Origin of the sequence: Nitratidesulfovibrio oxamicus (genome assembly GCF_015731765.1) — a bacterium.
In the GTDB taxonomy this organism is placed as follows: domain Bacteria; phylum Desulfobacterota; class Desulfovibrionia; order Desulfovibrionales; family Desulfovibrionaceae; genus Cupidesulfovibrio; species Cupidesulfovibrio oxamicus.
In genome coordinates this window covers 1-22836 of the sequence record NZ_VRYY01000144.1, presented here as the reverse complement: position 1 = coordinate 22836, position 22836 = coordinate 1, and the positions used below count along the sequence as shown (strand labels likewise).

At 65.8% G+C, this 22836-nt stretch carries 21 protein-coding genes and 1 pseudogene; 5 read left to right on the top strand and 17 right to left on the bottom strand.

Going from position 1 to position 22836, the window contains the following annotated elements; genetic code table 11:
* The 4 genes from FVW20_RS06425 to FVW20_RS06410 all read left to right on the top strand — a co-directional run.
* Positions 1–1267, top strand: a 1267-nt coding sequence (locus tag FVW20_RS06425) for a sensor histidine kinase (RefSeq protein ID WP_196608779.1), incomplete at its 5' end; no start/stop codon positions are given.
* A gap of 22 nt (positions 1268–1289) precedes the next feature.
* Positions 1290–2897 (top strand): sigma-54-dependent transcriptional regulator, encoded by a 1608-nt coding sequence (locus tag FVW20_RS06420; RefSeq protein WP_196608778.1) that lies wholly within the window; start codon positions 1290–1292, stop codon positions 2895–2897.
* A 175-nt stretch (positions 2898–3072) separates the two neighbouring features.
* Positions 3073–3369, top strand: coding sequence for a phage regulatory CII family protein (locus FVW20_RS06415; protein WP_196608777.1), 297 nt, complete (start codon positions 3073–3075; stop codon positions 3367–3369).
* A gap of 197 nt (positions 3370–3566) precedes the next feature.
* Positions 3567–4004, top strand: coding sequence for a response regulator (locus tag FVW20_RS06410; RefSeq protein ID WP_196608776.1), 438 nt, complete (start codon positions 3567–3569; stop codon positions 4002–4004).
* A gap of 197 nt (positions 4005–4201) precedes the next feature.
* Here the strand turns inward: FVW20_RS06410 and mnmA are convergent, their stop codons facing one another.
* The 7 genes from mnmA to FVW20_RS06375 all read right to left on the bottom strand — a co-directional run bounded on the left by mnmA (position 4202) and on the right by FVW20_RS06375 (position 13735).
* Entirely contained in the window at positions 4202–5245 is a 1044-nt protein-coding gene (mnmA, locus tag FVW20_RS06405; RefSeq protein ID WP_196608775.1) for a tRNA 2-thiouridine(34) synthase MnmA, read from the bottom strand.
* A 45-nt stretch (positions 5246–5290) separates the two neighbouring features.
* The gene (gene gatA, locus FVW20_RS06400; RefSeq protein ID WP_196608774.1) at positions 5291–6796 is read right to left on the bottom strand and encodes an Asp-tRNA(Asn)/Glu-tRNA(Gln) amidotransferase subunit GatA; all 1506 of its coding nucleotides are present in this window, start codon (positions 6794–6796) and stop codon (positions 5291–5293) included.
* 501 nt (positions 6797–7297) lie between these two features.
* Positions 7298–7585, bottom strand: coding sequence for an Asp-tRNA(Asn)/Glu-tRNA(Gln) amidotransferase subunit GatC (gene gatC, locus FVW20_RS06395; RefSeq protein ID WP_196608773.1), 288 nt, complete (start codon positions 7583–7585; stop codon positions 7298–7300).
* A 24-nt stretch (positions 7586–7609) separates the two neighbouring features.
* Positions 7610–9625: a type 1 periplasmic-binding domain-containing protein gene (locus FVW20_RS06390; protein WP_231038921.1), complete on the bottom strand. Its 2016-nt coding sequence runs from the start codon at positions 9623–9625 to the stop codon at positions 7610–7612.
* A gap of 349 nt (positions 9626–9974) precedes the next feature.
* The gene (gene dnaK / locus FVW20_RS06385) at positions 9975–11888 is read right to left on the bottom strand and encodes a molecular chaperone DnaK (RefSeq protein ID WP_196608772.1); all 1914 of its coding nucleotides are present in this window, start codon (positions 11886–11888) and stop codon (positions 9975–9977) included.
* Between the two features lie 354 nt (positions 11889–12242).
* Positions 12243–12956 carry a hypothetical protein gene (locus FVW20_RS06380; RefSeq protein ID WP_196608771.1) on the bottom strand — a complete coding sequence of 238 codons (714 nt, stop codon included), beginning with the start codon at positions 12954–12956 and terminating at the stop codon, positions 12243–12245.
* Positions 12957–13387: 431 nt separating this feature from the next.
* Positions 13388–13735: a DVU0772 family protein gene (locus tag FVW20_RS06375; protein ID WP_167125406.1), complete on the bottom strand. Its 348-nt coding sequence runs from the start codon at positions 13733–13735 to the stop codon at positions 13388–13390.
* Positions 13736–14248: 513 nt separating this feature from the next.
* Between FVW20_RS06375 and FVW20_RS06370 the strand changes: the two genes are divergently transcribed.
* Complete coding sequence (locus FVW20_RS06370; RefSeq protein ID WP_167125404.1) at positions 14249–14485, top strand: hypothetical protein; 237 nt, start codon at positions 14249–14251, stop codon at positions 14483–14485.
* 403 nt (positions 14486–14888) lie between these two features.
* Here FVW20_RS06370 and FVW20_RS06365 read toward each other — a convergent pair whose 3' ends face one another.
* The 10 genes and pseudogenes from FVW20_RS06365 to FVW20_RS06320 all read right to left on the bottom strand — a co-directional run.
* Positions 14889–15293 carry a F0F1 ATP synthase subunit epsilon gene (locus FVW20_RS06365; protein WP_167125402.1) on the bottom strand — a complete coding sequence of 135 codons (405 nt, stop codon included), beginning with the start codon at positions 15291–15293 and terminating at the stop codon, positions 14889–14891.
* 10 nt (positions 15294–15303) lie between these two features.
* Positions 15304–16719, bottom strand: coding sequence for a F0F1 ATP synthase subunit beta (gene atpD, locus FVW20_RS06360; RefSeq protein ID WP_167125400.1), 1416 nt, complete (start codon positions 16717–16719; stop codon positions 15304–15306).
* 17 nt (positions 16720–16736) lie between these two features.
* A complete protein-coding gene (locus FVW20_RS06355; RefSeq protein ID WP_167125398.1) occupies positions 16737–17618 on the bottom strand; it encodes a F0F1 ATP synthase subunit gamma in 882 nt (293 codons plus the stop codon).
* A gap of 14 nt (positions 17619–17632) precedes the next feature.
* Positions 17633–19141 carry a F0F1 ATP synthase subunit alpha gene (atpA, locus tag FVW20_RS06350; RefSeq protein WP_015946451.1) on the bottom strand — a complete coding sequence of 503 codons (1509 nt, stop codon included), beginning with the start codon at positions 19139–19141 and terminating at the stop codon, positions 17633–17635.
* Between the two features lie 4 nt (positions 19142–19145).
* The gene (gene atpH / locus FVW20_RS06345; protein WP_167125396.1) at positions 19146–19697 is read right to left on the bottom strand and encodes an ATP synthase F1 subunit delta; all 552 of its coding nucleotides are present in this window, start codon (positions 19695–19697) and stop codon (positions 19146–19148) included.
* The gene (locus tag FVW20_RS06340; RefSeq protein ID WP_196608770.1) at positions 19694–20263 is read right to left on the bottom strand and encodes a F0F1 ATP synthase subunit B; all 570 of its coding nucleotides are present in this window, start codon (positions 20261–20263) and stop codon (positions 19694–19696) included. Before FVW20_RS06340 ends, atpH begins: the two co-directional genes overlap by 4 nt.
* Before the next feature lie 39 nt (positions 20264–20302).
* A complete protein-coding gene (locus FVW20_RS06335) occupies positions 20303–20719 on the bottom strand; it encodes a F0F1 ATP synthase subunit B (RefSeq protein WP_196608769.1) in 417 nt (138 codons plus the stop codon).
* 186 nt (positions 20720–20905) lie between these two features.
* The gene (locus FVW20_RS06330) at positions 20906–21247 is read right to left on the bottom strand and encodes a bactofilin family protein (protein WP_196608768.1); all 342 of its coding nucleotides are present in this window, start codon (positions 21245–21247) and stop codon (positions 20906–20908) included.
* A 59-nt stretch (positions 21248–21306) separates the two neighbouring features.
* A complete protein-coding gene (gene rodA / locus FVW20_RS06325; protein ID WP_196608767.1) occupies positions 21307–22422 on the bottom strand; it encodes a rod shape-determining protein RodA in 1116 nt (371 codons plus the stop codon).
* A pseudogene (locus FVW20_RS06320) lies at positions 22419–22836 on the bottom strand (penicillin-binding protein 2); the annotation flags it as partial. The gene rodA and the pseudogene FVW20_RS06320, both read right to left, overlap by 4 nt.

The following is a 22836-nucleotide window of genomic DNA, read 5'->3' as shown; positions in this document are numbered from 1 at the left end:
ACGCCCCGCCGGTGTGCGGGGCGGCATGCTGGTGCGCACCCTGCCATCCGCCGAGGCCCGGGCCATACCCGGTTGCCCACCCCTGCGAGACCCGCGCGACACTGCCGCCGAAGGCAACTCCCCCCCAGCGCCCCACGGACGCACCGGGGTGCTGCTGCAACTGCACGCCCCCGACCTGCCAGACCGGACAGCCCCCCCGGATATGCCGCATGCACCGGACGAACCGGACGAGACGGGCGGACCGGACCTGGATGGTCATCACGCCCCTGCCAGTCCTGCCAGCTCCGCCAGCTCCGCGCCCCGCCCGGTGCCGGACACCCACCTGCGCCAGGCGCTGGACGCGCTGTCCGTGGGGCTGGCGCACGATTTCGGCAACGTGGTGGCCTCCATCCTCGGCTTCGCGGAAATCGCCATCTCGCGGCTGCACGCCGCGCCTGCCACCCCGCACGCCACCGACCCCATGGTGCTGCGCAGCCTGGACAACATCATGCTGGGCTGCCAGCGCGCCCGCGAGGTCATCGCCTTTGCCCAGTCCATTGCCGGGCGGATGGACCTGAACACGGAGCCGGTCGACCTGCATGCCCTGGTCACCGCATGGTGCGCCGAACTCGCGGACGGACTGCCCCCCGACACCCGGTGGGCCGTCTCCTGCGGACTGCCCCCGGAGCGACACCCCCCATCCTCCCCGCCGATCCCGCCGGTCCCGGTCGGCACCGGCCAGCCCGGCACTCCCGGGCAGCCCCCCCACCCCGACCGACTGCCACCAGTGCGCGTGGATGCGGCCCGCCTGCGCGAAGCCTTTGCCGAGATATGGCGCAACGCCGCCTGGGCAGTGCTGGGCGCGGATACGGACCAGACGCGCACCGCACGATCGCCTGACGGCACGGGCAGAGCCTCGCAGGCCGCCACGTCCGCACGGACTCATGCTGTTCACCCGGCCCACCCCGCTCCCCCAGCATACACGGTCAGCAGTGACGACACCCCCGCCGGGCGCATCCTGGTGGAAACCACCCTGGTCCCGGGCTCGCCCCGCCTGCCCGGGCGCTGGGTGCGCGTGCGCGTGCGCGACACCGGCAAGGGCATGGATGCGGACACCCTGTGCCGCATGCGCGACCCCTATTTTTCCACCAAGGCCCGGCACGAGGGCAAGGGACGCGGCCTGGCCCGCGCCGCGGGCATCGTGCGGGCCCATGGCGGACGACTGGACATCACGACGGGGCCGGGCCTTGGCTGCATGGTGGACATCCTGCTGCCCGTGGCCGACTGAGCCTGCCCCAGGAGCCTGACGCATGGCCAATGTGCTCATCATCGACGACGACGAGTTGTTCTGCGAAATGCTGCGCTCGGCCATGGAGATGGAGGGGCACGCCTCGTCCGCCGCCCATTCGCTGGCGGACGGTGCGCGCCTGCTGGAACGCGACGTGTTCGACGCCGTGTTCCTGGACGTGCGCCTGCCCGACGGCAACGGCCTGGACATGCTGCCCCGGCTGCGTCACATGGCCAGCCCGCCCGAAATCATCATCGTCACCGCCGCGGGCGATCCGGACGGCGCTGAACTGGCCATCACCGACGGGGCGTGGGACTACGTGGAAAAGCCCGCCTCGCTGGAGCAGATGCGCTTCTCCCTGGACCGCGCCCTGCGCCACCGCAACCGGCAGACGCGCCAGTTGCGCCGCCCGCTGGACACCGGGGGCATCGTGGGGGCCAGCCAACGTCTGGCCGCCTGCCTGGAACGCTTGGCCGAGGCAGCCATGGGGGACGCCGCCGTGCTCATCACCGGAGAAACGGGCACCGGCAAGGAACTGTTCGCGCGGGCCTTGCACCGCAACAGCCGCCGCGCCTCCGGGCCGTTCATCACACTGGACTGCGCGGCCCTGTCGCGCTCGCTGCTGCAAAGCGAACTGTTCGGCTACCAGCGCGGTGCGTTCACCGGCGCCATGGAGTCGCGCGCCGGACTCATCCGCCAGGCGCACGGGGGCACCCTGTTCCTGGACGAGGTGGGCGAACTGCCCCTGGCCCAGCAAAAGGCCTTTCTGCGCGTGCTTCAGGAGCGGCGTTTCCGGCCCATCGGCAGCAAGGAAGAGGTGGAAAGCGACTTCCGTCTGGTGGCCGCCACCAATCGCAACCTGCCGGGCATGGCCGAGCGCGGGGCCTTTCGCAAGGATCTGCTGTTCCGCCTGCAAGCCGTGGAACTGCAACTGCCCCCCCTGCGCGAACGCAAGGAGGACATCCGCGAACTGGTCACCACCCACGCGGAACGCATCTGCCGCCGCGACGGCATCGGCGCCAAGGGCTTCGACCCTGAAGTGTTCGAGGCCCTGGCCGCGCATGACTGGCCCGGCAACGTGCGCGAACTGGTCAACGTGGTGGAGGGGGCGCTGCTGCTGGCCCGCGAGGAGCCGGTGGTGCAACTGGAACACCTGCCCGTGCCGTTGCGCGCCCGCATGGTGCGCCACAGGCTGGCGCCCGGTGCGGGGGCCGCCCCCCCCGGCATCCCCGCCATGGTCGGGAAGGCCAATGCGACCTGTGCGGCGGCAGCCACGGCAATGCCCGGCATGGCTGATCAGGCCGTACAATGGGGACTGGGCGGATTTGCGCCGGGCAAAGCCTGCATGCCGCATCCGGCGGCACCGGATGGCCCCCCACCCTGTCCCGCCGAACCTTCCCCCGCGCGTCAGCCCTCGTGCGGCACGCCCCAGGCCTGGAAGGACTACCGCAACGCCGCCCTTGGCAGCGTGGAAAAGGGCTACCTGCACCATCTGCTGCTGGCCAGCGAGGGCAACATCACCAGGGCCGCCCGCATGGCCGGGCTGTCGCGCCAGCGGCTGTACGCGCTGTTGCGCAAGCACGGGGTGATGCGCCAATGGGTGGATGACGGTGCGCCCGATAAAAAGTAACATTGTAAATTTTTACAAGACAAAACATCTTCAAAGTTTACAAAACCTACTCGACTTCCAATGTCATGTTTTTCAATTGCCTTTTTTAATTGATTAATCATAAAAATAACGCCATGGTACGACTTTTGATATGGCCTGAGTGTGTAGCTCCAGATCACCAACCAGGAGACCGCTCATGCTTTCCGAATTGACCAAGATCGTCCATGGCATCGTGCTGGACAGCCCCACCCCGGCCAAGGCCCTGGCCAAGGAAATAGGCAAGCCTTACTCCACCCTGTTGCGCGAAATCAATCCGTACGATACCGGGGCCAAGCTGGGCGTGGAAACGTTGCTTGAAATCATGAAGCACACCGGCAACATCCGACCGCTGGAATACATGGCGCGGCAACTGGGCTACCGCCTGGAACCCGATGCGGGCGGCGCGGAAATCCATCGCCCCCTGCTGCCCCTGCGCCTGTCTGCCGAACGCTAACCCTGCACCCAGGGTACATACAGGCCCGGCTCTGGCCTGACACCAGCCGAAACAGGCTGGCCGTCGACAGTAGCGGCCTTGAGTCGCATGGCGTCCTGTGGTGCCGGGCGGAAGCAACCCGGCAACAGGCACGCCCCACGCGCCCAACCGGCGCGCCATCACCCTGCGGGCAGTCCCGCAGCCCACCGGAGGTCAAGGTGCGGATACTGGTCGTGGACGATGATGCCGTGACGCTGTGCTTTCTCGAAGCCCTGCTGTGCAGTTGGGGGCACGAGGTGGTCACTGCGGACAATGGTCGCACGTGCATGACCTGTCAGCGCACGACCCCGGCGGACGTGGTGATTACCGACATCATCATGCCAGAGCAGGATGGCCTGGCCACCATTGCGCAACTGCGGCGCGAGTTTCCGGGCGTGAAGGTCATCGCCATGTCCGGCGGCACCCCGGTCATGGACATGGAATCGGCCATCCGCACCGCCCACCTCATGGGCGCGGACGCAGTACTGCCCAAACCGCTGGATACCGACGTGCTGCAGGGCGCCCTCAGCGCCGTATCCGCGCCGCGCGTGCTGGCAGCCACCGCCAGCCACCCGGATGCCCATCCATCGGTCATGTCCCTGCCCAAAGCCTGCTGAACCGGGTCACATGTTCTCCGTGTCGCGCCGCCCCGTCTCGCCCATTCGGACAGACGGGGCGGCGCGATGCGTTGGGGCTACCCCCGGCGCGCCACTGCCGCAAACGCAAGAACGCCGCGTCCGAAAGAACGCGGCGATGCGAATGCGGGCTGACACCTTGCGGCGTTGCCTCCCTCATGCGAAGACGCGGCAGCCCGCTACACTGGCCCCAGAATGACGCCCCCAGCCAGCACGTGCCCTTCGGCATCGTACACCGCCGCCACCTGGCCGCGAGCGGGCGGTGTTTGCGGCTCGCGAAAGCGCACGGCCATGCCGGTGGCGCCCACGGTTACCCGCGCGGGCTGGGGGGCCTGGCGGTAACGGGTGCGCACGCTGATCTCGGCGGGCCAGTCGGCAGGGTCCACCAGCAGGTTCACGTCCTCGGCCAGGCAGCCGCGCGCGACCAGGTGTTCACGCCCGCCCACCAGCAGCACGTTGTTCTCCATGTCCTTGCCCACCACGTACAGCGGCTCCTCCCAGGCAATGCCCAGGCCGCGCCGCTGGCCCTCGGTGTACTGCCACAGCCCCTTGTGGCTGCCGATCTTGCGGCCGCGCATGGTCACTATGGGGCCGGGCCCGGGCAGGCGCACCTGCCGGTAACGCAGGAAGGCACGGTAGTCATCGTCGGGCACGAAGCAGATTTCCTGGCTTTCCGACGGCAGCGGCGGCACGATGTGCCGCTTCACCAGTTCTGCCTTCACCTGTTCCTTGCGCCAGTTGCCCAGCGGAAACACGGCCTGCTCCAGCCGGGCACGCTCCACCAGCGACAGGAAGTAGCTCTGGTCCTTGGCCGGGTCCGTCCCGCGTTGCAGGGTCATGCCCCATTCCGGATGGCGCAACTGGCGCACGTAATGGCCCGTGGCCAGACGCGCCGCGCCAAGGGCATGCGCGGCATCCAGCAGCAGGCCGAACTTCATGTCGGCGTTGCACCGGGCACACGGGTTGGGCGTGCGGCCCACCACGTATTCCTCGATGAACGGGATCACCACCGCCTCTTCGAAGGCGTCGGCCAGGTCCACGGCATGGAAATCCACGCCAAGGCGGGCGCACATGGCGCCGATGGCCTCGGTGGGATCCGGCTTGCCGGGCTGTGGCGGCAGAAAGCGCGCATGCAGGCCGAACACGTCCTGCCCCTGCTCCAGCAGAAGCAGGAGCGCGAACAGGCTGTCGGTGCCTCCGCTGAGTGCGACGGCGATCTTCATGCTGCGTGCGCTGCCGTGGTACGGGGTGCGGTCATCCGGGCGCGCTTACGCGCCTGCCCCAACTGCGGTGGCGGAAATGGCTGGCGCCACCCCCGGCACGCCCAGCGCGCCGGACAGCACGTTGGCCGCCGCCAGCAGGTCGCCCTCGCCAAAGGCCCGGCCCAGCATCTGCAGGCCCACGGGCATGCCGGTACGGCTGCCCATGCCCACGGGAATGCACAGGCCCGGCAGGCCCGCCAGGTTCAGCGACAGGGTGAACACGTCCATCATGTACATCTTCAGCGGGTCGCTGGTCAGTTCGCCAAGACCCCACGCCGTCACCGGCGATGCCGGGCCGCACAGCACGTCGCACCGGGCAAGGGCCTTCTCGTAGTCCTCGCGGATCAGGCGGCGGACCTGCGCGGCCTTGCGGTAGTAGGCGTCGTAGTAGCCGGACGACAGCACGTAGGTGCCCAGCATGATGCGCCGCTGCACCTCGTCGCCGAAACCTTCCGCGCGCGAGCGCACGTACAGGTCGGCCAGGTCGCGCGGGCTTTCCGCCCGGCGGCCGTACCGCACCCCGTCGAAGCGGGCCAGGTTGGAACTGGCCTCTGCCGGGGCGATGATGTAGTACGCCGCGATGCTGTAGGGGGTGTGCGGCAGTTCCACGTCCACGATGGTGGCGCCGAGCCCCCTGGCCGTGTCCAGCGCGGCCTCGCAGGCGGCGGACACCTCGGGGTCGATGCCGTCGCCCCGGAATTCCCGCGGCACGCCGATGCGCACCCCGGACAGGTCCTTGCGGGCGGCCAGCGCGCCCATGTAGTCGTCCACGGGCAGGGCGGCGCTGGTGGCGTCGCGCGGGTCGTGCCCGGCGATGACCGACAGCAGCAGGGCCGCGTCCTCCACGGTGCGGGTCAGCGGACCGATCTGGTCCAGCGACGAACCGTAGGCCACCAGCCCGAAGCGCGACACGCGCCCGTAGGTAGGCTTCAGGCCCACGCAGCCACACAGGGATGCGGGCTGACGGATGGAGCCGCCGGTGTCGGTGCCCAGCGACCCGAAGCACTGCCCTGCGGCAACGCTGGCGGCGGAACCGCCGCTGGAGCCGCCCGGCACGCGCGCCACGTTCCACGGGTTGCGGGTGGGGCCGAAGGCGGAATTTTCGGTGGACGACCCCATGGCGAATTCGTCCATGTTGGCCTTGCCCAGGATCACCGCACCGGCCTCACGCAACTTGCCCACGGCAAAGGCGTCGTAGTGCGGGGTGAAGTCGCCGAGGATGCGCGAGCCGCAGGTGGTGCGGGTGCCCGCCGTGGTCAGGGCGTCCTTGACCGTCAACGGCACGCCCCACAGGGGCTTTGCCGGGTCCGGCCCGGCTGCGTCCAGAGCGCGGGCTTCGGCCAGGGCTCCTTCGCCTCTGGTGACGAGCAGCGCGGCAATGGCAGGCTCGGTGGCCGTGATGCGGTCAAGACACGCGGCGGTGACCTGCTCCGCCGTCAGTTCGCGCCGGGCCAGCCGGTCGCGCACTTCGGCCAGCGACAGGGAAACGATTGCGGTGGACGTATCGGACATCTCACTATCCTTGGCTGTGCATGCCGCCGCCTGCGCGGAGGCTTGTCTGTGAACTTTCCGGAAAATATCCGCACGAGAGCAGGGTAAGGAATCGGGGCGCCGCCCCGAACCCCGCCGGGGGAACTTGATCCCCCGGTCCCCCTGCATTGCCTGCCACCGGGCCTGACAGGCATCGGCAACCGCGCCACGCACTTCCGCGCGTCAGGTGCGTCGCCGCTCCGTCTTCCTGCCTTTACCCGTCGTGTCGGCACGACCGACGCGGCGGATTTCCGGCTCAGGAGAGGAGGCCCTCTTTTCTTCCAGCTGTGCGCCTCCGCGCGTCCAGTGCGTCGCCGCTCGGTCTTCCTGCCTTTACCCCGTCGCGCCTCCGCGCGTCAGGTGCGGGAAGTCCGTGTCGTGGCAAGGAAGGCAAGCACGGTGGGGTGAAGGAATACTCTTGTCGTATTTCGAACCCCACCGTGCGCAGCCTGACGCCGCCACGGCGCGGAATCCCCGCACCGACTAAACGATCCTGGGTACGATGAAGAATTCGGTATCGGCCTCCGGCGCATTCCGCAGTACATCCTCGCGCGTGCAGCGCGGGGCGGCCTCGTCGGGGCGCAGGGCCGTGGCGTGCTGCACGGGGCTGTACAGCGGCTCGACGCCGGTGGTGTCGAGGCCGTTCAGCATCTCCATGTAGCCAAGGATGTCGCCGAACTGCCGGGCAAAGGTTGCAAGCTGCGCTTCGTCCGGGGCCAGCCGGGCCAGCCGCGCGATGGCGGCCACCTGATCGGTGCTGATGGTGGTCATGATCGGTCCTGTATGGCGTACGGATTATTGCGGGGTTGCGGTGACCGCGGCCTTGGCGCGGGCCTCGTGACGCTCGCGGGTGCGTTCCAGCTTCTGGCGGAACTCGGTGGGCTCCACGGGCTTGAAGCCGTCGGATACGGGCGTGAACAGGAACAGGTCCTGCGAGGCGTGGCCGTCGGCGCTCCAGTGCAGGGCGCCCATGGCCCACTGCATGCGCTGGGCGTCGGCCAGGCGGCGGTTGACCTCCGCCGGGGTCCAGCCCTTTTCCGGCAGGCCCATGTTGGAGGCAAAGCGCACGAAATCGTAACCAAGGCCCACCCAGAAGTCGGGGGCGTCGGGGTTGCCTGCCTCGCGCAGGGTACGCGCCAGCGCATCTCCGGCGGGCGTGACCTGCGCCCCGTTCCAGGCGCCGGGAAACACGGCCAGCCCGAAGTTGCGCACGTCCACGCTCTTCTGCCCGGCCAGCCCCTGCTCCCACAATGCTGTGCCCAGCAGCACCTGCCGGTCCTCGCCGTGAAAGAACAGATTGGGCACCAGCATCTCGGTGTTCTTCCAGCTGTCGGGCAGGAAGGTGGCTTCAAAGGTGGCGCCGGGCACCGGGTAGCTGTTGATGGTGCGCACCTTCACGAAGCTGCCCGCGATGCGGTTCCACTCCTGATGCCTGCTCGCCGGGTAGGACATGGTGGAGGCCACGCTGGAGCCGCGCGCGCGGGCGCGCTCGGCAAAGAGCGAGGCCATCTTGCCGCCAAAGGCGTCGTCGGGGTGCAGCACGCCGTAGCTGGTCACGCCCAGGAATTCCTGGGTGAAGCCCAGCAGCGCGTTGACCTGGTCGTCGGGGCTGGTGAAGAAGCGCCACGCCACGCGGCCTTCTTCGCCGCCATCCAGTTGCGGCAGAAAGGTGAAAAAGGCGCGCTGGCCGGTCAGGCCGCGTTCCTTGGCGGCGCCGAAGCTGTTGGTGCGCAACGGCCCGCCCACCACCACGCACTGGGGCGGCAGGGCGGCCAGCCTGTCCAGCCAGTCGGGCGATTCGGTGTTCAGCACCACCACCTCGACCTCCATGCCGGTGCGCGAAAGCTCCCACTGGGCGGCGCCCGCCCCGCGCGAGATCTTCCACCCGATGTTGCCGAAGGCGCCGGTCATGGGCAGGGCCAGGGCCACGGTGCGCGAGGCGCGCATGCCGCTCTGCTCCAGCGGCGTCAGCACGGTGCCGAGAAGGTTGGGGTCGTTGAAATTGCCGCTGCGCTGCAACCGGGTAAGGGTTTCCAGCGCGCGCAGCGAACCGGCGTTGGCGGCGGCCATGCGTCGGGCCGACTCCAGTTCGATGATGTTGTAGGGGTAGCGGCCTTCGTTCTCCGGGGTCACGGCGGCGGCAAGCTGCTCCACCGTGGCGTTGTCGGAACGCTTCAGTTCGTCGAACAGGCGGTTTTCCAACGCGGCGCGGAAGGACTGGCTTCCGGCGGCCCCACCGGCCTGCGCGCCCGCCTGGGCCCACAGGCTGGACAGGGTCTGGAGGGAACCGGAAATGTCGCCCCCCTCCCACTGCCGGGTGGCCACTATAAGCCCGGCCTGCGCGCGCAGCCCCCAAGGACGCGCGGTATCGCCGAACACCGCCGTGGCGCGCTGGCGGCTTTCTGTCCGCGAAATGCGGGACATGGCGCGGTACCAGGTGTCCTGCCAGTCCTGCCCGGCATCGGCAGCCGGATCCAGCCTGCGCCACCCCTCCAGGCCGTCCAGGGCCAGATTGGGGTGGGCATTGGCCTCGGCGGCCATGCTGTAGCCGCGCCACGCGCCCAGGCGTTCTTCGGGCGTGATGTCGGTGCGCGCCGTCATCATGCCGAAGATGCGCTCAGCCGTGGCCGCGTCGCCGCGTTTCAGGGCTTCGTTGCCTTCGTCCAGCGCCGAGCGCCGCACCGGCTGCACCTGCGGGGTGACGGGTTCCTGCGGGATGATGATGGACCGCTTGCCGCCGCACCCGGCGGCGGAAAGCACCATGAGCGCGAGCAGGGCAAGGACCGTGGCGCGCGAAAGAACGTGCTGCATCGTGGGTACCGTGGTGTGCACCATCGCGTGCACCATGGGGTGGACCGTTGCTTGCCGGATGTGCCCGCACGGGGCCGCACGACGTGGCCTGCGGCCTGGCGTGCGGTTTGCCACCCGGAAAAAGCGCCGAAGGCGGGGACCGGCGCAGGGGCGAAACCCGGGCCGCGAAACAGGGGCGCTGCACCGGCAGGCCCCGCGGCGAATCGCGTCAGGCTATACATTGTGGCCCCGGAATGCAAGCAGGGCGCGCCTTGCGTCCCGACCGGCATCCCGAAAGACCAGGTCGGGCGCGGGCGCGCCCCGGAGCATTCCGTCCCTGCCTGCGCTGGCGCGGGCAAGGGACGACCGGTTACTTCTTCACTTCGGTGTAGTCGGCGTCCACCACGTCGTCGTCGCCCTTGGCGGAACCGGCTTGGCCCCCGTCATGCCCCGCTTCGGGACCGGCGCCGGGCTGGCCCTGCTGGCTCTGCTGGTACAGCTGTTCCGCCAGCTTGTGCGAGGCGCGCGACAGTTCTTCGGACGCGGACTTGATGGCCGCAACGTCGCTGCCGTCCATGACCTTTTTCAGGGCTTCGATCTTGCCCTCGATGTCGGTCTTGGTGGCGGCGTCAAGCTTGTCGCCAAGGTCGGCGATGGACTTTTCGGTGCCGTAGATCAGGCCGTCGGCCTGGTTGCGGGCCTCGATGAGTTCCTGCTTCTTCTTGTCCTCGTCGGCGTGCGACTCCGCTTCCTTGATCAGGCGCTGGATTTCGCTTTCCGACAGGCCGGAAGAGGCGGTGATGCGGATGGACTGTTCCTTGCCGGTGCCGAGATCCTTGGCCGACACGTTGACTATGCCGTTGGCGTCGATGTCGAAGGTGACCTCTACCTGCGGGGTGCCGCGCATGGCCGGGGGAATGCCGGTCAGTTCGAAGCGGCCCAGGGTCATGTTGTCACCGGCCATGGGGCGTTCGCCCTGCAGCACGTGGATGGACACCGAGGGCTGGTTGTCCGCCGCCGTGGTGAAGGTCTGGCTCTTGCGGGTGGGGATGGTGGTGTTGCGATCGATGAGCCGGGTGAACACGCCGCCCAGGGTCTCGATGCCCAGCGACAGCGGGGTCACGTCCAGCAGCAGCACGTCCTTCACGTCGCCCGCAAGGATGCCGCCCTGAATGGCGGCGCCCATGGCCACCACTTCGTCGGGGTTCACCGAGCGGTTGGGTTCCTTGCCGAAGAACTCGCCCACCTTCTTCTGCACCAGGGGCATGCGGGTCATGCCGCCCACCAGCACCACCTCGTCGATCTGCGCGGCGGAAAGGCCGGCGTCGGCCAGCGCCTTGCGACACGGCTCGATGGTGCGGTCCACCAGGTCTTCCACCAGCTTTTCGAGCTTGGCGCGCGAAAGCTTCATCATCAGGTGCTTGGGACCGTTCTGGTCTGCGGTGATGAAGGGCAGGTTGATTTCCGTTTCCATGGAGGTGGAAAGGTCCTTCTTGGCCTTTTCCGCCGCTTCCTTCAGGCGCTGCAACGCCATGCGGTCCTTGGAGAGGTCGACGCCGTTCTCGCGGCGGAACTCTTCCACAAGGTAGTTGATGATCCGCTGGTCGAAGTCTTCACCGCCCAGGAAGGTGTCGCCGTTGGTGGCGCGCACTTCCACGACGTTGTCACCCACCTCGAGGATGGAAATGTCGAACGTGCCGCCGCCAAGGTCGAACACCGCGATCTTCTCATTGGCCTTCTTGTCGAAGCCGTAGGCCAGCGAGGCGGCGGTGGGTTCGTTGATGATGCGCTTGACTTCGAGGCCCGCGATGCGGCCCGCGTCCTTGGTGGCCTGGCGCTGGGCGTCGTTGAAGTAGGCGGGCACGGTGATGACCGCGTCGGTCACGGTTTCGCCCAGGTACGCTTCCGCGTCGGCCTTCAGCTTGCCGAGGATCATGGCCGAAACTTCGGCGGCGGAGTACTGGCGGCCCTGCACTTCAACGGCGGCATCGCCGTTGGCGCCCGCCACGATGCGGTAGGGGCTGTGGGTCTTCCAGTTGTTCACTTCGGGGGCGTCGCCCTTGCGGCCCATCAGGCGCTTTACGGCGAACACCGTCCGCTCGGGGTTGGTGACGGCCTGGCGCTTGGCGATGTCGCCGACAAGGCGCTCCTTGTCGGTGAAGGCCACGATGGAGGGCGTGGTGCGCCCGCCTTCGGGGTTGGTGATGCACTTGGGATCCTTGCCCTCCATCACGTAGACGCAGGAGTTGGTGGTCCCGAGGTCGATGCCGATGATCTTGCCCATTGTCTTCCTCCTCAAAGGGTACGCGAGCATGTCGCGAAGTGATCTTGCGCTGGCCGCCGTCCCGGTGCGAGCCGTTCCGGCGTTGGCTGGTGTGAATAGTAAGGCGGGGTTGCCGGTCGTAAAGAGGGGGAAGCCATTTTTTCGTGCAAGGATGTGCACCGAGGGGAAAAAATGCGGGATTGCGGGGCGGAAAAAGCGCACGAACCGCGCAGGCGAAGGCACGGGTCCGCGCACGTCCCCGGGAGGCGGGCGGCGGGAAGACAGGCCATGCCGCAACCGCTACGGTCGGCCCCCAGGAAGCGTCGCACGACAGGAAGCGTCCGCCAGAGCAGGGGCACAGGCGCTCCACATGAACTACTGGTCTTCTGGCTGCCCCTTCTCGTAACGTTTCAAGCGCTTGAGATCGCCTTCCGTCTTGCGCCGGAGATCGAACATGGCCCTGTAAATGGCCAGCGTGGACATGATTTCAGCGCGACATCTTTTTTCGATACGGGCGTGCTGCCCGCACTCGTACCATTGCCAGACCTGCTTTCCTGATTCGGGGGACTTCTGCTTCAGATACTTCGCGTACAGTTCCCGCTTGGTCTTCGGATAGGCGAAGTAGGGCCAACCGCCGGTGAATTGGCAGTACGAGATGGCGGAAAGATCCAACTGCCTGCTGCCGTAAAACACATCGTGCAGCCTATGGGGGGTATCGATGCCGAATTGTGCACAGCGGGCAAACAGTGCCGGAATATCGCTATGAGAAATACCAATGCCCCCCAACATGAGGGCCCCATGGTCTTCCTTGCCCAGAATGCTCAGCCACTCGCGGCACAACAGGCGATACATCTGGCGCAGGGCTTCCTTTTCTGCGCCGTGCTGCCACTCCCAGATGCCGTGCACCCCTTCCACATGGTTGCGCATTGGAAGATAGGTAAGGAAGGTTCCGCCCAGTATCTTGTGGTCCGGCAATACCGGTGAATACCGCATGCCGCTGGGCGAACTGCGTCCCCTGTCCTGTTCCGGCACATAGAATTCCAGGTCAAGAAATACGATCTTCGTCCTTTCAGGATGAAAACGCAGCACGCATCCTCCGAGGAAGAAACAATATGCGCTTGTTCATGGCGCATGTACCATGCCAACACGCAGCCTGAACAGCAGATTGGCCGGTCACGCCCAGCCGCTGCCGATACGATACCTGTGGAGCGGCAACCAGAATGCAGCCCAGTGTGCATCTTGTCCATGAGGGGCGCCCGCTGTCATACCGCGACGCGCAGTACCGATTGCGCGCACCAGCGGCACGCGACACGAGTTCTCAACCACGACGGGTGCCCGTCACAACCTCAGCCGCTCAAACACCGACGGCCCCGACACAAAGCCGGGGCCGAAGGGGGATCCTTGCCATCGCTGCCGAGGATGGAGGAAAGATGATGCGAGATGTCAGGTCAATGCATGGACAACCCAGGAAAACTTGTCAGGCGGGCTGATTGGCGTGCCGCACGCAGACGGAACACTTTCTAGGCCAGGCCCATCTCGTGCCGCAGCCATTCCTTGATTTCGGGGGTGGGCTCGTAGATGCCGCGCAGGTCTCCGAACTCGGCCAGAAAGAGATTGGCCAGCCGTTCGGGCAGCGGCGCGCTGTAAATGTCTTCCGCCGCCTCGGAGTTGCGGCGCACCAAGCGCACCACCGGACGCGGCCCCCAGGTGTCCACCACGAAGTAGGTGGAATAGTCGTCCTTGGAACGCACCGGGGGATATTCCGCATGCCAGTTGTTGTTGCCCCACTCCAGGTACATGGTAACGGCGTGCTCGGGGCTGAGATTCCAGTCGATATCCATGTGGCCGAGCGTCTTCAGGTCTTGCATGGGTCACTCCTGCCGTAAGGTTGCGCGTGCCAGGCGGCCTGCATGCCGCCCGTTGCAAGAAACATCACGTGATCCGCTTCCCCGCTGCTGCGGGCTTCCGGTCACCTGAGCGGGCCGGGCTGCCACTCCCGGCCCGCAGGTGAACCGTCGCCAATGTGAAGGAGAGAGGATGGCTGAGGAAACATCACTCGACTACACAGTAACAATTACCATTAGCGTGTCAACGCTTTTTGCTGAAAAAACTGATGCGCGATGCTGCAAACCGGACGCACGCCGCCCTCGCAGGCGCCCACATGCCGGACGGTCAACGGCAACGCCCGCGGGACCGGTTTTCGCCAACTTGACGGTTGGTGCCCGGTGTGGCTTTATGGTGTCAGTGGGAAACTTCGGGGCACTCCCCCGCATTTTCCCCGCAACGGACATGGTTCCGCCCGTTGCCGCCCGCCCTGCTGCCAACCGGAGCGCGGGCCTGGCGGCGGGCCCTTCTCGCAACACCGCGACCTGGGAGGATACATGAAACCGGAAGAATTCGCTCACAAATTCATGCAAGCCGCCACCGCCATGGGCTGCACCCTCAGCCCTTCGGGCAACGTTGTCTGCCCCGGCGGCAAGAACATCTCGGCCGGAAAGGCCGCCGCCGTGTACAAGCGCCACGGCGACGCCGCCGCCAAGGTGCCTTCGGCGGAATTCCGCAACGAGCCGCACAGCCTGAAACTGTTCCGCTCCATTGCCGCCAGGGCCCTGGGGTAGACCCGCCAACAAAAATCGCCCGTTGCGTTACGGCATGTCGATGTATGCAACGGCAGCAACGGCGCTTCAAAGGGCGTCGCATTCAGCCTGCATGCCGGGCCGGCCTTCCGGCCCGGCTTTCATTTGAAAGGCTTGCGACACCATGCCGTTCAAATGCCGGAGGCCGCGCGGCAAAGGGGCGGCGGCAACAGGACGGCGACAATAGGGGTGACTGCAGCGGCGGCGTCATCCACCGTGCGGGTTCCCGCATCAGCGACACCGCCCTTAGCCCCATGGCAGAATACCGCCCGCCACCCTGCGCTGCGGCAAAGCCCATCTGCAACGACAAACGCAAACGGCCCGGAGGTTTCCCTCCGGGCCGTCGCATGTCGTCTTTGACCGGTTTGACCGGGCGTGCGGTGCGCTAGGCCGCGCCGCGTACCCGCATGCGCGCCAGGGCGCGTTGCAGGGCGGCCTGGGCCCGTGCGCTGTCGAGCTTTTCCTTGGCCTGGGCCAGGCGTTGCTCGGCACGTTCCTTGGCCTTGCGGGCGCGTTCGAGATCGATGTCCTCTGCGCGTTCCGCCGATTCGGCCAGCACGGTCACCTTGTTGTCCGAAACCTCGGCAAATCCGCCGGACACGAAGATCCAGTGCGTCTTGCCGCCAGCCTTGTAGTACAGGCTGCCGATGTTCAGCGCGGAAAGGAAGGGAATGTGGTTCGGCAGGATGCCGAATTCGCCCTCGTAGCCGGGGGCGCCCACATAGTCGACCTTCTCGCTGAGCACGAGCCTGTCAGGCGTGACGATTTCGAGATGGAGCGACTTTTCCATGGGTCACTCCTTATTGCTGCTCCTGGCGCTTCTTGTACTTTTCAAGGGCCGTCTCGATGCCGCCCACCATGTAGAAGTCGCCTTCCGCAAGGTGGTCGAAGTCACCGTTCAGGATGCCCCGGAACGCCTTGATGGTGTCTTCCAGCTTCACGTACACGCCGGGCGTGCCGGTGAAGGTTTCGGCCACGTGGAACGGCTGCGACAGGAAGCGCTGGATGCGGCGCGCGCGGGCGACGGTCAGCTTGTCTTCGTCGGACAGTTCGTCCATGCCGAGAATGGCGATGATGTCCTGCAGATCCTTATACTTCTGCAGAACCTGCTGCACCGCGCGGGCCACCGAGTAGTGCTCGGCGCCGACCACGTTGGGGTCGAGGATGCGCGACGTGGAGTCGAGCGGGTCCACCGCGGGGTAGATGCCGAGTTCCGCGATCTGACGCGAAAGCACCAGCGTACCGTCAAGGTGCGAGAAGGTGGTGGCAGGCGCGGGGTCGGTAAGGTCGTCCGCGGGCACGTACACGGCCTGGACCGAGGTGATCGAGCCCTTGACCGTGGAGGTGATGCGTTCCTGCAGGCCGCCAAGGTCGGTGCCCAGGGTGGGCTGGTAACCCACCGCCGAGGGCATGCGGCCGAGCAGTGCCGACACTTCCGAACCCGCCTGGGTGAAGCGGAAGATGTTGTCGACGAACAGCAGCACGTCCTGGTTCTCGATGTCACGGAAGTATTCCGCACAGGCGAGGGCGGTCAGGGCCACGCGGGCACGGGCTCCTGGCGGTTCGTTCATCTGGCCGTAGATGAGCGCGGCCTTCTCCAGAACGCCGGCGTCCTTCATTTCGTGGTACAAGTCGTTCCCTTCACGGGTACGCTCGCCAACACCCGCGAACACGGAGATGCCGCCGTGCTGCTTCGCGATGTTGTTGATCATTTCCATGAGGATAACGGTCTTGCCCACGCCCGCGCCGCCGAACAGGCCCATCTTGCCGCCCTTGGGGAACGGGATGAGCAGGTCAACGACCTTGATGCCGGTTTCGAGCAGTTCCACCTTGGTGTTCTGCTCGGTGAACTCCGGCGCCGGACGGTGAATGGGCAGGTATTTGTCGGTATCGATGGGGCCCATTTCGTCAACGGGACGACCCACCACGTTCATGATGCGACCAAGCGACGCCTTGCCGACAGGCACCATGATGGGCTTGCCGGTGTCCACCGCTTCCATGCCGCGCACGAGACCTTCGGTCGCGTCCATGGCGATGGTGCGGACGACGTTGTCGCCGAGGTGCTGGGCAACTTCGCAGACCAGCTGGGGCGCGTCGCTGTTGTTGGGGTTCTTGATGTCCAACGCGCTCAAGATGTTCGGCAGGTTGCCGCTCGGGAACTCGACGTCCACGACGGCGCCGATGACCTGAACGATCTTGCCAATGTTAGCACTCATGTGTGTACGCTCCCTTATTAGCCTTTCAGCGCCTCGGCGCCACCGACGATGTCCATGAGGTCGCGCGTGATCGAAGCCTGCCGCGTCTTGTTGAAGAGCAGCGTCAGGGAACCGATCATGTCGTCGCAGCTGCGCGTGGCGTTATCCATGGCGGCCATGCGCGCCGCGTGCTCGCTGGCGGAGGTGTCGAGCAGACCGCGATACAGCTGCACCTTGATGAAGCGGGGCAGCAGTTCGGCCAGCAGGCCCTCCACGGCGGGTTCGTAGATGTACTCCTTGTTGGATGCGGGGGCAGCCGGGGCGGCCTCCTCTTCCTTGGGAGCGATGGGCAGGATGGGCAGCGCGATGGGCAACTGCTTGGCCATGCTCACGAACTCGCCGTAGACCATGATCACTTCGTCCAGTTCACGCGTCAGGTAGGCATTGATGACATCGAGCCCGATCCGGTTGGCGAGCTGGAAGTCGAAGCTGCCCATCTGGTCGGCAAGCGCCATGGCGACCTCGTGGTCGGTCTTGCGGGCCGCATCGCGGCCTTTCTTGCCCACGCAGTAGAACTTGACCTTCTTGCCTTCCGCGGCCTTTTTGGCGGCCAGCTTCAGGGCGGTGGTGATGAGGTTGGAGTTGAAGCTGCCGCACAGCCCGCGGTCCGAGGTGGCGAGGACGATCCCACACGTCTTGATTTCCTCGCGCACTTCCAGAAGCGGGTGGACGGAGCTGTCCGCCTTGCTCGCCAGGTCTCCCAGCATGTCATAGAACTTGGACGCGTAAGGGCGGAACCGTTCTATGCGCTGCTGGGCACCGCGCAGCTTCGCCGAGGCCACCATGTTCATGGCCTTGGTGATCTGCTTGGTCTTCTTGACCCCGGCGATCTTGACCTTGACGTCTTTCAAAGAAGGCATCGGTTACCTCCCGCCTAGGCTTGGAAGCCCTTTTTGAACTCGGCAACAGCTGCCTTCAGGCGGTCTTCGATGTCCGCGTCGAGAGCCTTCTTGGTCTTGATGTCGTTCAGGATGTCGGCCTTCGAGTTCTTGAGGAAGTCGAGCATTTCGGCTTCGAACTTGCGAATGGCCAGCACGGGCACGTCGTCCATCAGGCCGCGGGTGGCGGCGTACATGGAGGCGACCTGCTGTTCGACGGGCATGGGCTGGTACTGGGGCTGCTTCAGCAGTTCCACCAGGCGCGCGCCGCGGTCAAGCTTCTGCTTGGTGGCCTTGTCAAGGTCGGAACCGAACTGCGCGAAGGCAGCCAGTTCGCGGTACTGGGCAAGGTCCAGACGCATGGTGCCGGCAACCTGCTTCATCGCCTTGATCTGCGCGGCGCCGCCCACTCGGGACACCGACAGACCGACGTTGATGGCGGGGCGGATGCCCGCGTTGAACAGGTTGGGTTCCAGGTACACCTGACCGTCGGTGATGGAAATAACGTTGGTCGGGATGTACGCGGACACGTCGCCGGCCTGGGTTTCGATGATCGGCAGGGCGGTCAGCGAACCGGCGCCCAGCGAATCGTTGACCTTGGCCGCGCGTTCCAGCAGGCGCGAGTGCAGGTAGAACACGTCGCCGGGGTAGGCTTCACGCCCCGGAGGACGGCGGAGCAGCAGCGACATCTGGCGGTAGGCCACGGCCTGCTTGGACAGGTCATCGTAGATGATCAGGGCGTGGTCGCCCTTGTCGCGGTAGAACTCGGCCATGGTGCAGCCGGAGTACGCCGAGATGAACTGCAGCGGCGCGGGTTCCGACGCGGTGGCGGAGATGATGGTGGTGTATTCCATGGCACCGTGCTTGCGCAGGGTGTCGGCCACCAGGGCAACCGTCGCCTTCTTCTGGCCGATGGCCACGTAGAAGCAGCGGATGCCGGTATCGCGCTGGGCCAGGATGGCGTCGATGCACACGGCGGTCTTGCCGGTCTGGCGGTCGCCGATGATCAGTTCGCGCTGGCCGCGGCCGATGGGCGTCATGGCGTCGATGGCCTTGATGCCGGTAGGCATGGGCTGGTGCACCGACTTACGGGCGATGATGCCGGGGGCCTTCAGTTCCACGGGGCGGAACTCCTTGGCTTCCAGCGGGCCCAGGCCGTCGATGGGCTGGCCGAGGGGGTTGAGCACGCGGCCCATGACCTCGTCACCCACGGGAACCGAGAAGATCTTGCCGGTACGCTTGACCGGGTCGCCTTCCTTGATGCCGGTGTCTTCACCCAGAAGAGCAACACCCACGTTGTCCTCTTCAAGGTTCAGCACCATGCCCATGAGACCGCCGGGGAACTCGAGCAGTTCCATGGCCATGGCGTTACGGACGCCGTAGACGCGCGCAATACCGTCACCGACCGAAAGGACGGTGCCGGTTTCGCTCATCTCGACCCGCTGCTCATAGCTTTGGATCTGCTCTTCGATGATCTTGCTGATTTCTTCGGCTTTGATCTGCATAGCCCTACTCACCCCTCTTGATGTTGTCTTTGAGGATACCTAACTGCGCGCGCAGACTGGCATCCAGCACCCGGTCGCCGACCTTCAGCACGACGCCGCCAAGGATGTCCTTGTTCACGCTGAAGGTGAGTTCCAGCTTGCGTCCGGCCTGCTGTTCAAGAGCCGCCTTGACCTGTGCGCGCTTTGCTTCCGCAAGTTCAACGGCCGTCATCAGCTCGCCGCGGATGACGCCCTTTTCGGCGTCGAGGAGAACGCCGTAGAAGGCCTGTATGTCGGAAAGGCAGTCCAGGCGCCCCTTGTCCGTCAGCAGCAGACAGAAATTGCGGACGGTGGCGCTGACGCCGTACTTCTCGACCAGTTTGAGGATGACGTTCCGCTTCTCATCGACGGTGATGATGGGATTGCGGAAGATGCGGCCAAGTTCGGGCGCCGCGTCGAGAGCCCCGGCAAGCGCGGCAAGGTCGCTGCCGAGCTTATCGAGCTCACCGACGCCCGATTTCGCGCCCAGCGCAAAAAGCGCACGAGCGTATCTGCGAGCTACGATGTTGCCGGTCAATTGAGCACCACCTTCGTTAAGTATTTGTCGATGAGCTTCTCGTGCTCCTCACCAGTGAGCTTTTCCTGAAGCATCTTTTCGGCGGCGGCAATGATCTGGTCGGCCATCTCGGCGCGCATGGTCTCCATGGCCTGCTTGATCTCGTTTTCGGCCGTGCGCGCGGCCTGCTCGGTGATCTGGGAGGCGGTCTTTTCCGCCTTTTCGATGATGGCGGCCTGCATGGCTTCGCCCTGGGCGCGGTATTCGGCGAGAATGGACTGCCGCTCCTGCTCAAGGTTGGCGATGCGGCGCTCCACATCGGCCAGGTTCTTCGCGGCCTCGGCCTTGCGGCTTTCAAGGTCGTTCAGTTCCTGCTCGATGCCCTTCCTGCGACCGGAGAAGAAGCCCACAATCTTCTTGCCCGCGGCCCAGTAAATGATGCCGATGAAGATGACGAAGTTGGCGACACGGAAGGCAAAGTTGCCCCAGTCGGCCTGGTGCTCGCCTCCGCCATCGGAGGCCAGCGCCACGCCGGCGGTGACAAGCACCAGTCCGAGCGCCGCTGCACTGTGTTTCAGCCCTTTCAACGCCGATCCCTCCTTGCTGTTGCGCACTGACGTGGAGTCTTAGCCCAGCACCTTGGCGGTAGCCTTGGCGGCCAGCGCGTCGACCTGCCCCTTCAGGGCGTCCATGGCGGTCTTCACCTGCGCGGCCACCTCCTGACGGGACTTTTCGAGGTAGTCCTGGGCCTGCCTGCCGGCATCGGCCAGGATCACCTGCTCCCGGGCCACACCCTCGGCGCGGGCCTTGTCGCGCTCGGCCGTGGCTTCGGCGCGGGCCTTGACAAGGGTGGCCTCGTAATTCTTCAGCTTGGTGTCGGCCTGCCCGGCGAACTGCTCCGATTCGCCGAGAAGACCGGACATCTTGTCACGCCGCTGTCTGATGATACCCCGCACCGGCCGGATGAGGATGGCATTCAGGACAACCAGCGTCACAAGGAAGTTCACCAACTGGAAGAAGAAGGTGATGTTCAGATCGATCATGCCTGCTCCCTTGGTGAGGTTGTGAATTTAAGCTCAAAGTCGGGTAGGATTTAGCTGATTACCACGGGGGTGTCAAAGTCTTTTTTCCTTTCCAAACAGTCTTCTGGAAGCCAACCCGCCGTCATTCCGACACAAATGAAAAAGCCGCCCGAAGGCGGCGATGAAAGGCATGTGAACGATGAGGGTTTATTCCGTCTTTTCCGCAGGCTGCATGGAGATGCGCCCCTCGATGACGGCGCCCTCTTCCATCACCAGCACGGGGGTGGAAAGATTGCCGTTCAGGTTGCCGGTACGGTGCAGGATCACCTTGCGCTGGGCAGTCACCTCTCCGGTGACCCGGCCCGACAGGATCAGCTGGCCCACGCGCACCTGGCCCTCCACGTTGGCGTCCTTGCCCACGATGAGCGTACCCTCGGAATGCACCTCGCCCACGAAGTTGCCGTCTATGCGCACCGCGCCCTGAAAACTCAGCTGGCCCTGGTATACGGTGCCTGCCCCGAGGAAGGCGTTTATCTCGTCCCTTGCCATGTGTGTCGCCTCCTTTGTGAGCGAAAGTGCAACGCTGTCGCGCTTCGTAGTTTCAGCAATCACGAGGTCTTGAACATGAATCGCCGCATGGAGACATTGAGCACGATCCCAATCAGGCTGAAATTGACCAGGGTTGCGCTGCCGCCATAGCTGATGAATGGCAGGGGCACACCCACCACCGGCATGAGCCCCATGACCATGCCCATGTTGATCAGTATCTGCCAGAAGAAATAGAAGAATACCCCCACCGTCAGATAACTGCCGAAGCGGTCCTTGGCATCGCGCGCGGTGTTGAAGATGCTGAGCAGGAACAGGCAGAACAGCACCACCAGCAGCACGCACCCGATGAAGCCCCATTCTTCGCCCAGCACGGCCAGGGCGAAGTCGGTGTGCTTTTCCGGCAGAAAGCGCAGCTGGCTTTGCGTGCCCCCCAGAAACCCCTTGCCCCACAGCTGGCCCGAACCGATGGCGATCTGCGACTGGATGATGTGGTACCCCGCCCCCAGCGGGTCGTTGCCGGGGTCGAGAAAGGTCATGATACGCTGCTTCTGGTAGTCGTGCAGGCGAAACCACGCCAGCGGCAGCATGGAGGGCACCACCACCAGGCAGGTCTTCAGCACGCCCGGCTTCACCCCGTGGAACAGGGTAATGCCGCCCAGCAGCATGAGCAGCAGCAGCGTGGTGCCAAGGTCCGGCTGCATGACGATGAACCCGGCGGGCAGGCAGCCCAGCGCCAGCACCTCGAACAGCCCCTTCCAGCCCAGCGGCTCGCGGCTGCGCGACAGAAAGCGCGCCCCCATGATCAGGATGGCGATCTTGGCCACCTCGCTGGGTTGCAGGTTCATGAACCCCAGCGGCAGCCAGCGCCGCGCGCCATACACCACCTTGCCGAACACGGGGATGGCGGCCAGCAGGATCATGGTGATGATGAACAGCGGCAAGGCCAGGCTTTTCATGTGCCGGTAGTCGAACAGCATGAAGAAGACCATGCCGCCAAGCCCCATCAGCCCCCACAGCAGTTGCTTCTGGTAGAACGTGGAGACCACGATGCCGTCTTCCATGCGCACGCCGCTGGCCGAGTACAGGTTGGCCACCCCGAAAAGGAACAGCAGCGCGGTGAAGCCCACCAGGCCCCAGTTCATGTGGGTGATCAAGCGTCGGTCGATGGGGCTCATTGTCCGTCCTCCGGGGCCACGTTCGGGAAGCGCCGCAACGGCGGCACCACGCCGTCGTCGCCGCCCCGCCCGTCCGGCGTGGTGGCGTCGGGATCGAAGGTGTCGGGGTCGTAGCGGTGCAGCCCCTCGCGCGCATCCTCGATTTCGGGTGGTGCTGCGCGGTCACGCCCGCCGGACCGCGCCGAACGGCTCGTGGGCACGGTACGCAGGCCTTCATCCTGCCGGTCCAGCTGATCCTGCCGTTCCTGTGGGTCCTGCTGTTCCTGCCGTACGGGCGCACCCACCCCCTGATCGGGTCGGGCGGACGGGGTGGCCGGGGCAGCCTGCCGACTGGCAGGGGCGGCGGGGGCGGATTGCGGTTGCTGCACCGGGGCGGTCACGTCCGAAGTGGCCGGACTGGTCGCCGGGGCAACC

Coding starts and splice junctions, on each gene's coding strand:
- FVW20_RS06390 (WP_231038921.1), bottom strand. CDS start 9,625: ATGCAGCACGTTCTTTCGCGCGCCACGGTCCTTGCCCTGCTCGCGCTC.
- FVW20_RS06375 (WP_167125406.1), bottom strand. CDS start 13,735: ATGCAAGACCTGAAGACGCTCGGCCACATGGATATCGACTGGAATCTC.
- FVW20_RS06365 (WP_167125402.1), bottom strand. CDS start 15,293: ATGGAAAAGTCGCTCCATCTCGAAATCGTCACGCCTGACAGGCTCGTG.
- FVW20_RS06420 (WP_196608778.1), top strand. CDS start 1,290: ATGGCCAATGTGCTCATCATCGACGACGACGAGTTGTTCTGCGAAATG.
- dnaK (WP_196608772.1), bottom strand. CDS start 11,888: ATGGGCAAGATCATCGGCATCGACCTCGGGACCACCAACTCCTGCGTC.
- FVW20_RS06370 (WP_167125404.1), top strand. CDS start 14,249: ATGAAACCGGAAGAATTCGCTCACAAATTCATGCAAGCCGCCACCGCC.
- rodA (WP_196608767.1), bottom strand. CDS start 22,422: ATGAGCCCCATCGACCGACGCTTGATCACCCACATGAACTGGGGCCTG.
- gatA (WP_196608774.1), bottom strand. CDS start 6,796: ATGTCCGATACGTCCACCGCAATCGTTTCCCTGTCGCTGGCCGAAGTG.
- FVW20_RS06335 (WP_196608769.1), bottom strand. CDS start 20,719: ATGATCGATCTGAACATCACCTTCTTCTTCCAGTTGGTGAACTTCCTT.
- gatC (WP_196608773.1), bottom strand. CDS start 7,585: ATGACCACCATCAGCACCGATCAGGTGGCCGCCATCGCGCGGCTGGCC.
- atpA (WP_015946451.1), bottom strand. CDS start 19,141: ATGCAGATCAAAGCCGAAGAAATCAGCAAGATCATCGAAGAGCAGATC.
- mnmA (WP_196608775.1), bottom strand. CDS start 5,245: ATGAAGATCGCCGTCGCACTCAGCGGAGGCACCGACAGCCTGTTCGCG.
- atpD (WP_167125400.1), bottom strand. CDS start 16,719: ATGAGTGCTAACATTGGCAAGATCGTTCAGGTCATCGGCGCCGTCGTG.
- FVW20_RS06415 (WP_196608777.1), top strand. CDS start 3,073: ATGCTTTCCGAATTGACCAAGATCGTCCATGGCATCGTGCTGGACAGC.
- FVW20_RS06355 (WP_167125398.1), bottom strand. CDS start 17,618: ATGCCTTCTTTGAAAGACGTCAAGGTCAAGATCGCCGGGGTCAAGAAG.
- FVW20_RS06330 (WP_196608768.1), bottom strand. CDS start 21,247: ATGGCAAGGGACGAGATAAACGCCTTCCTCGGGGCAGGCACCGTATAC.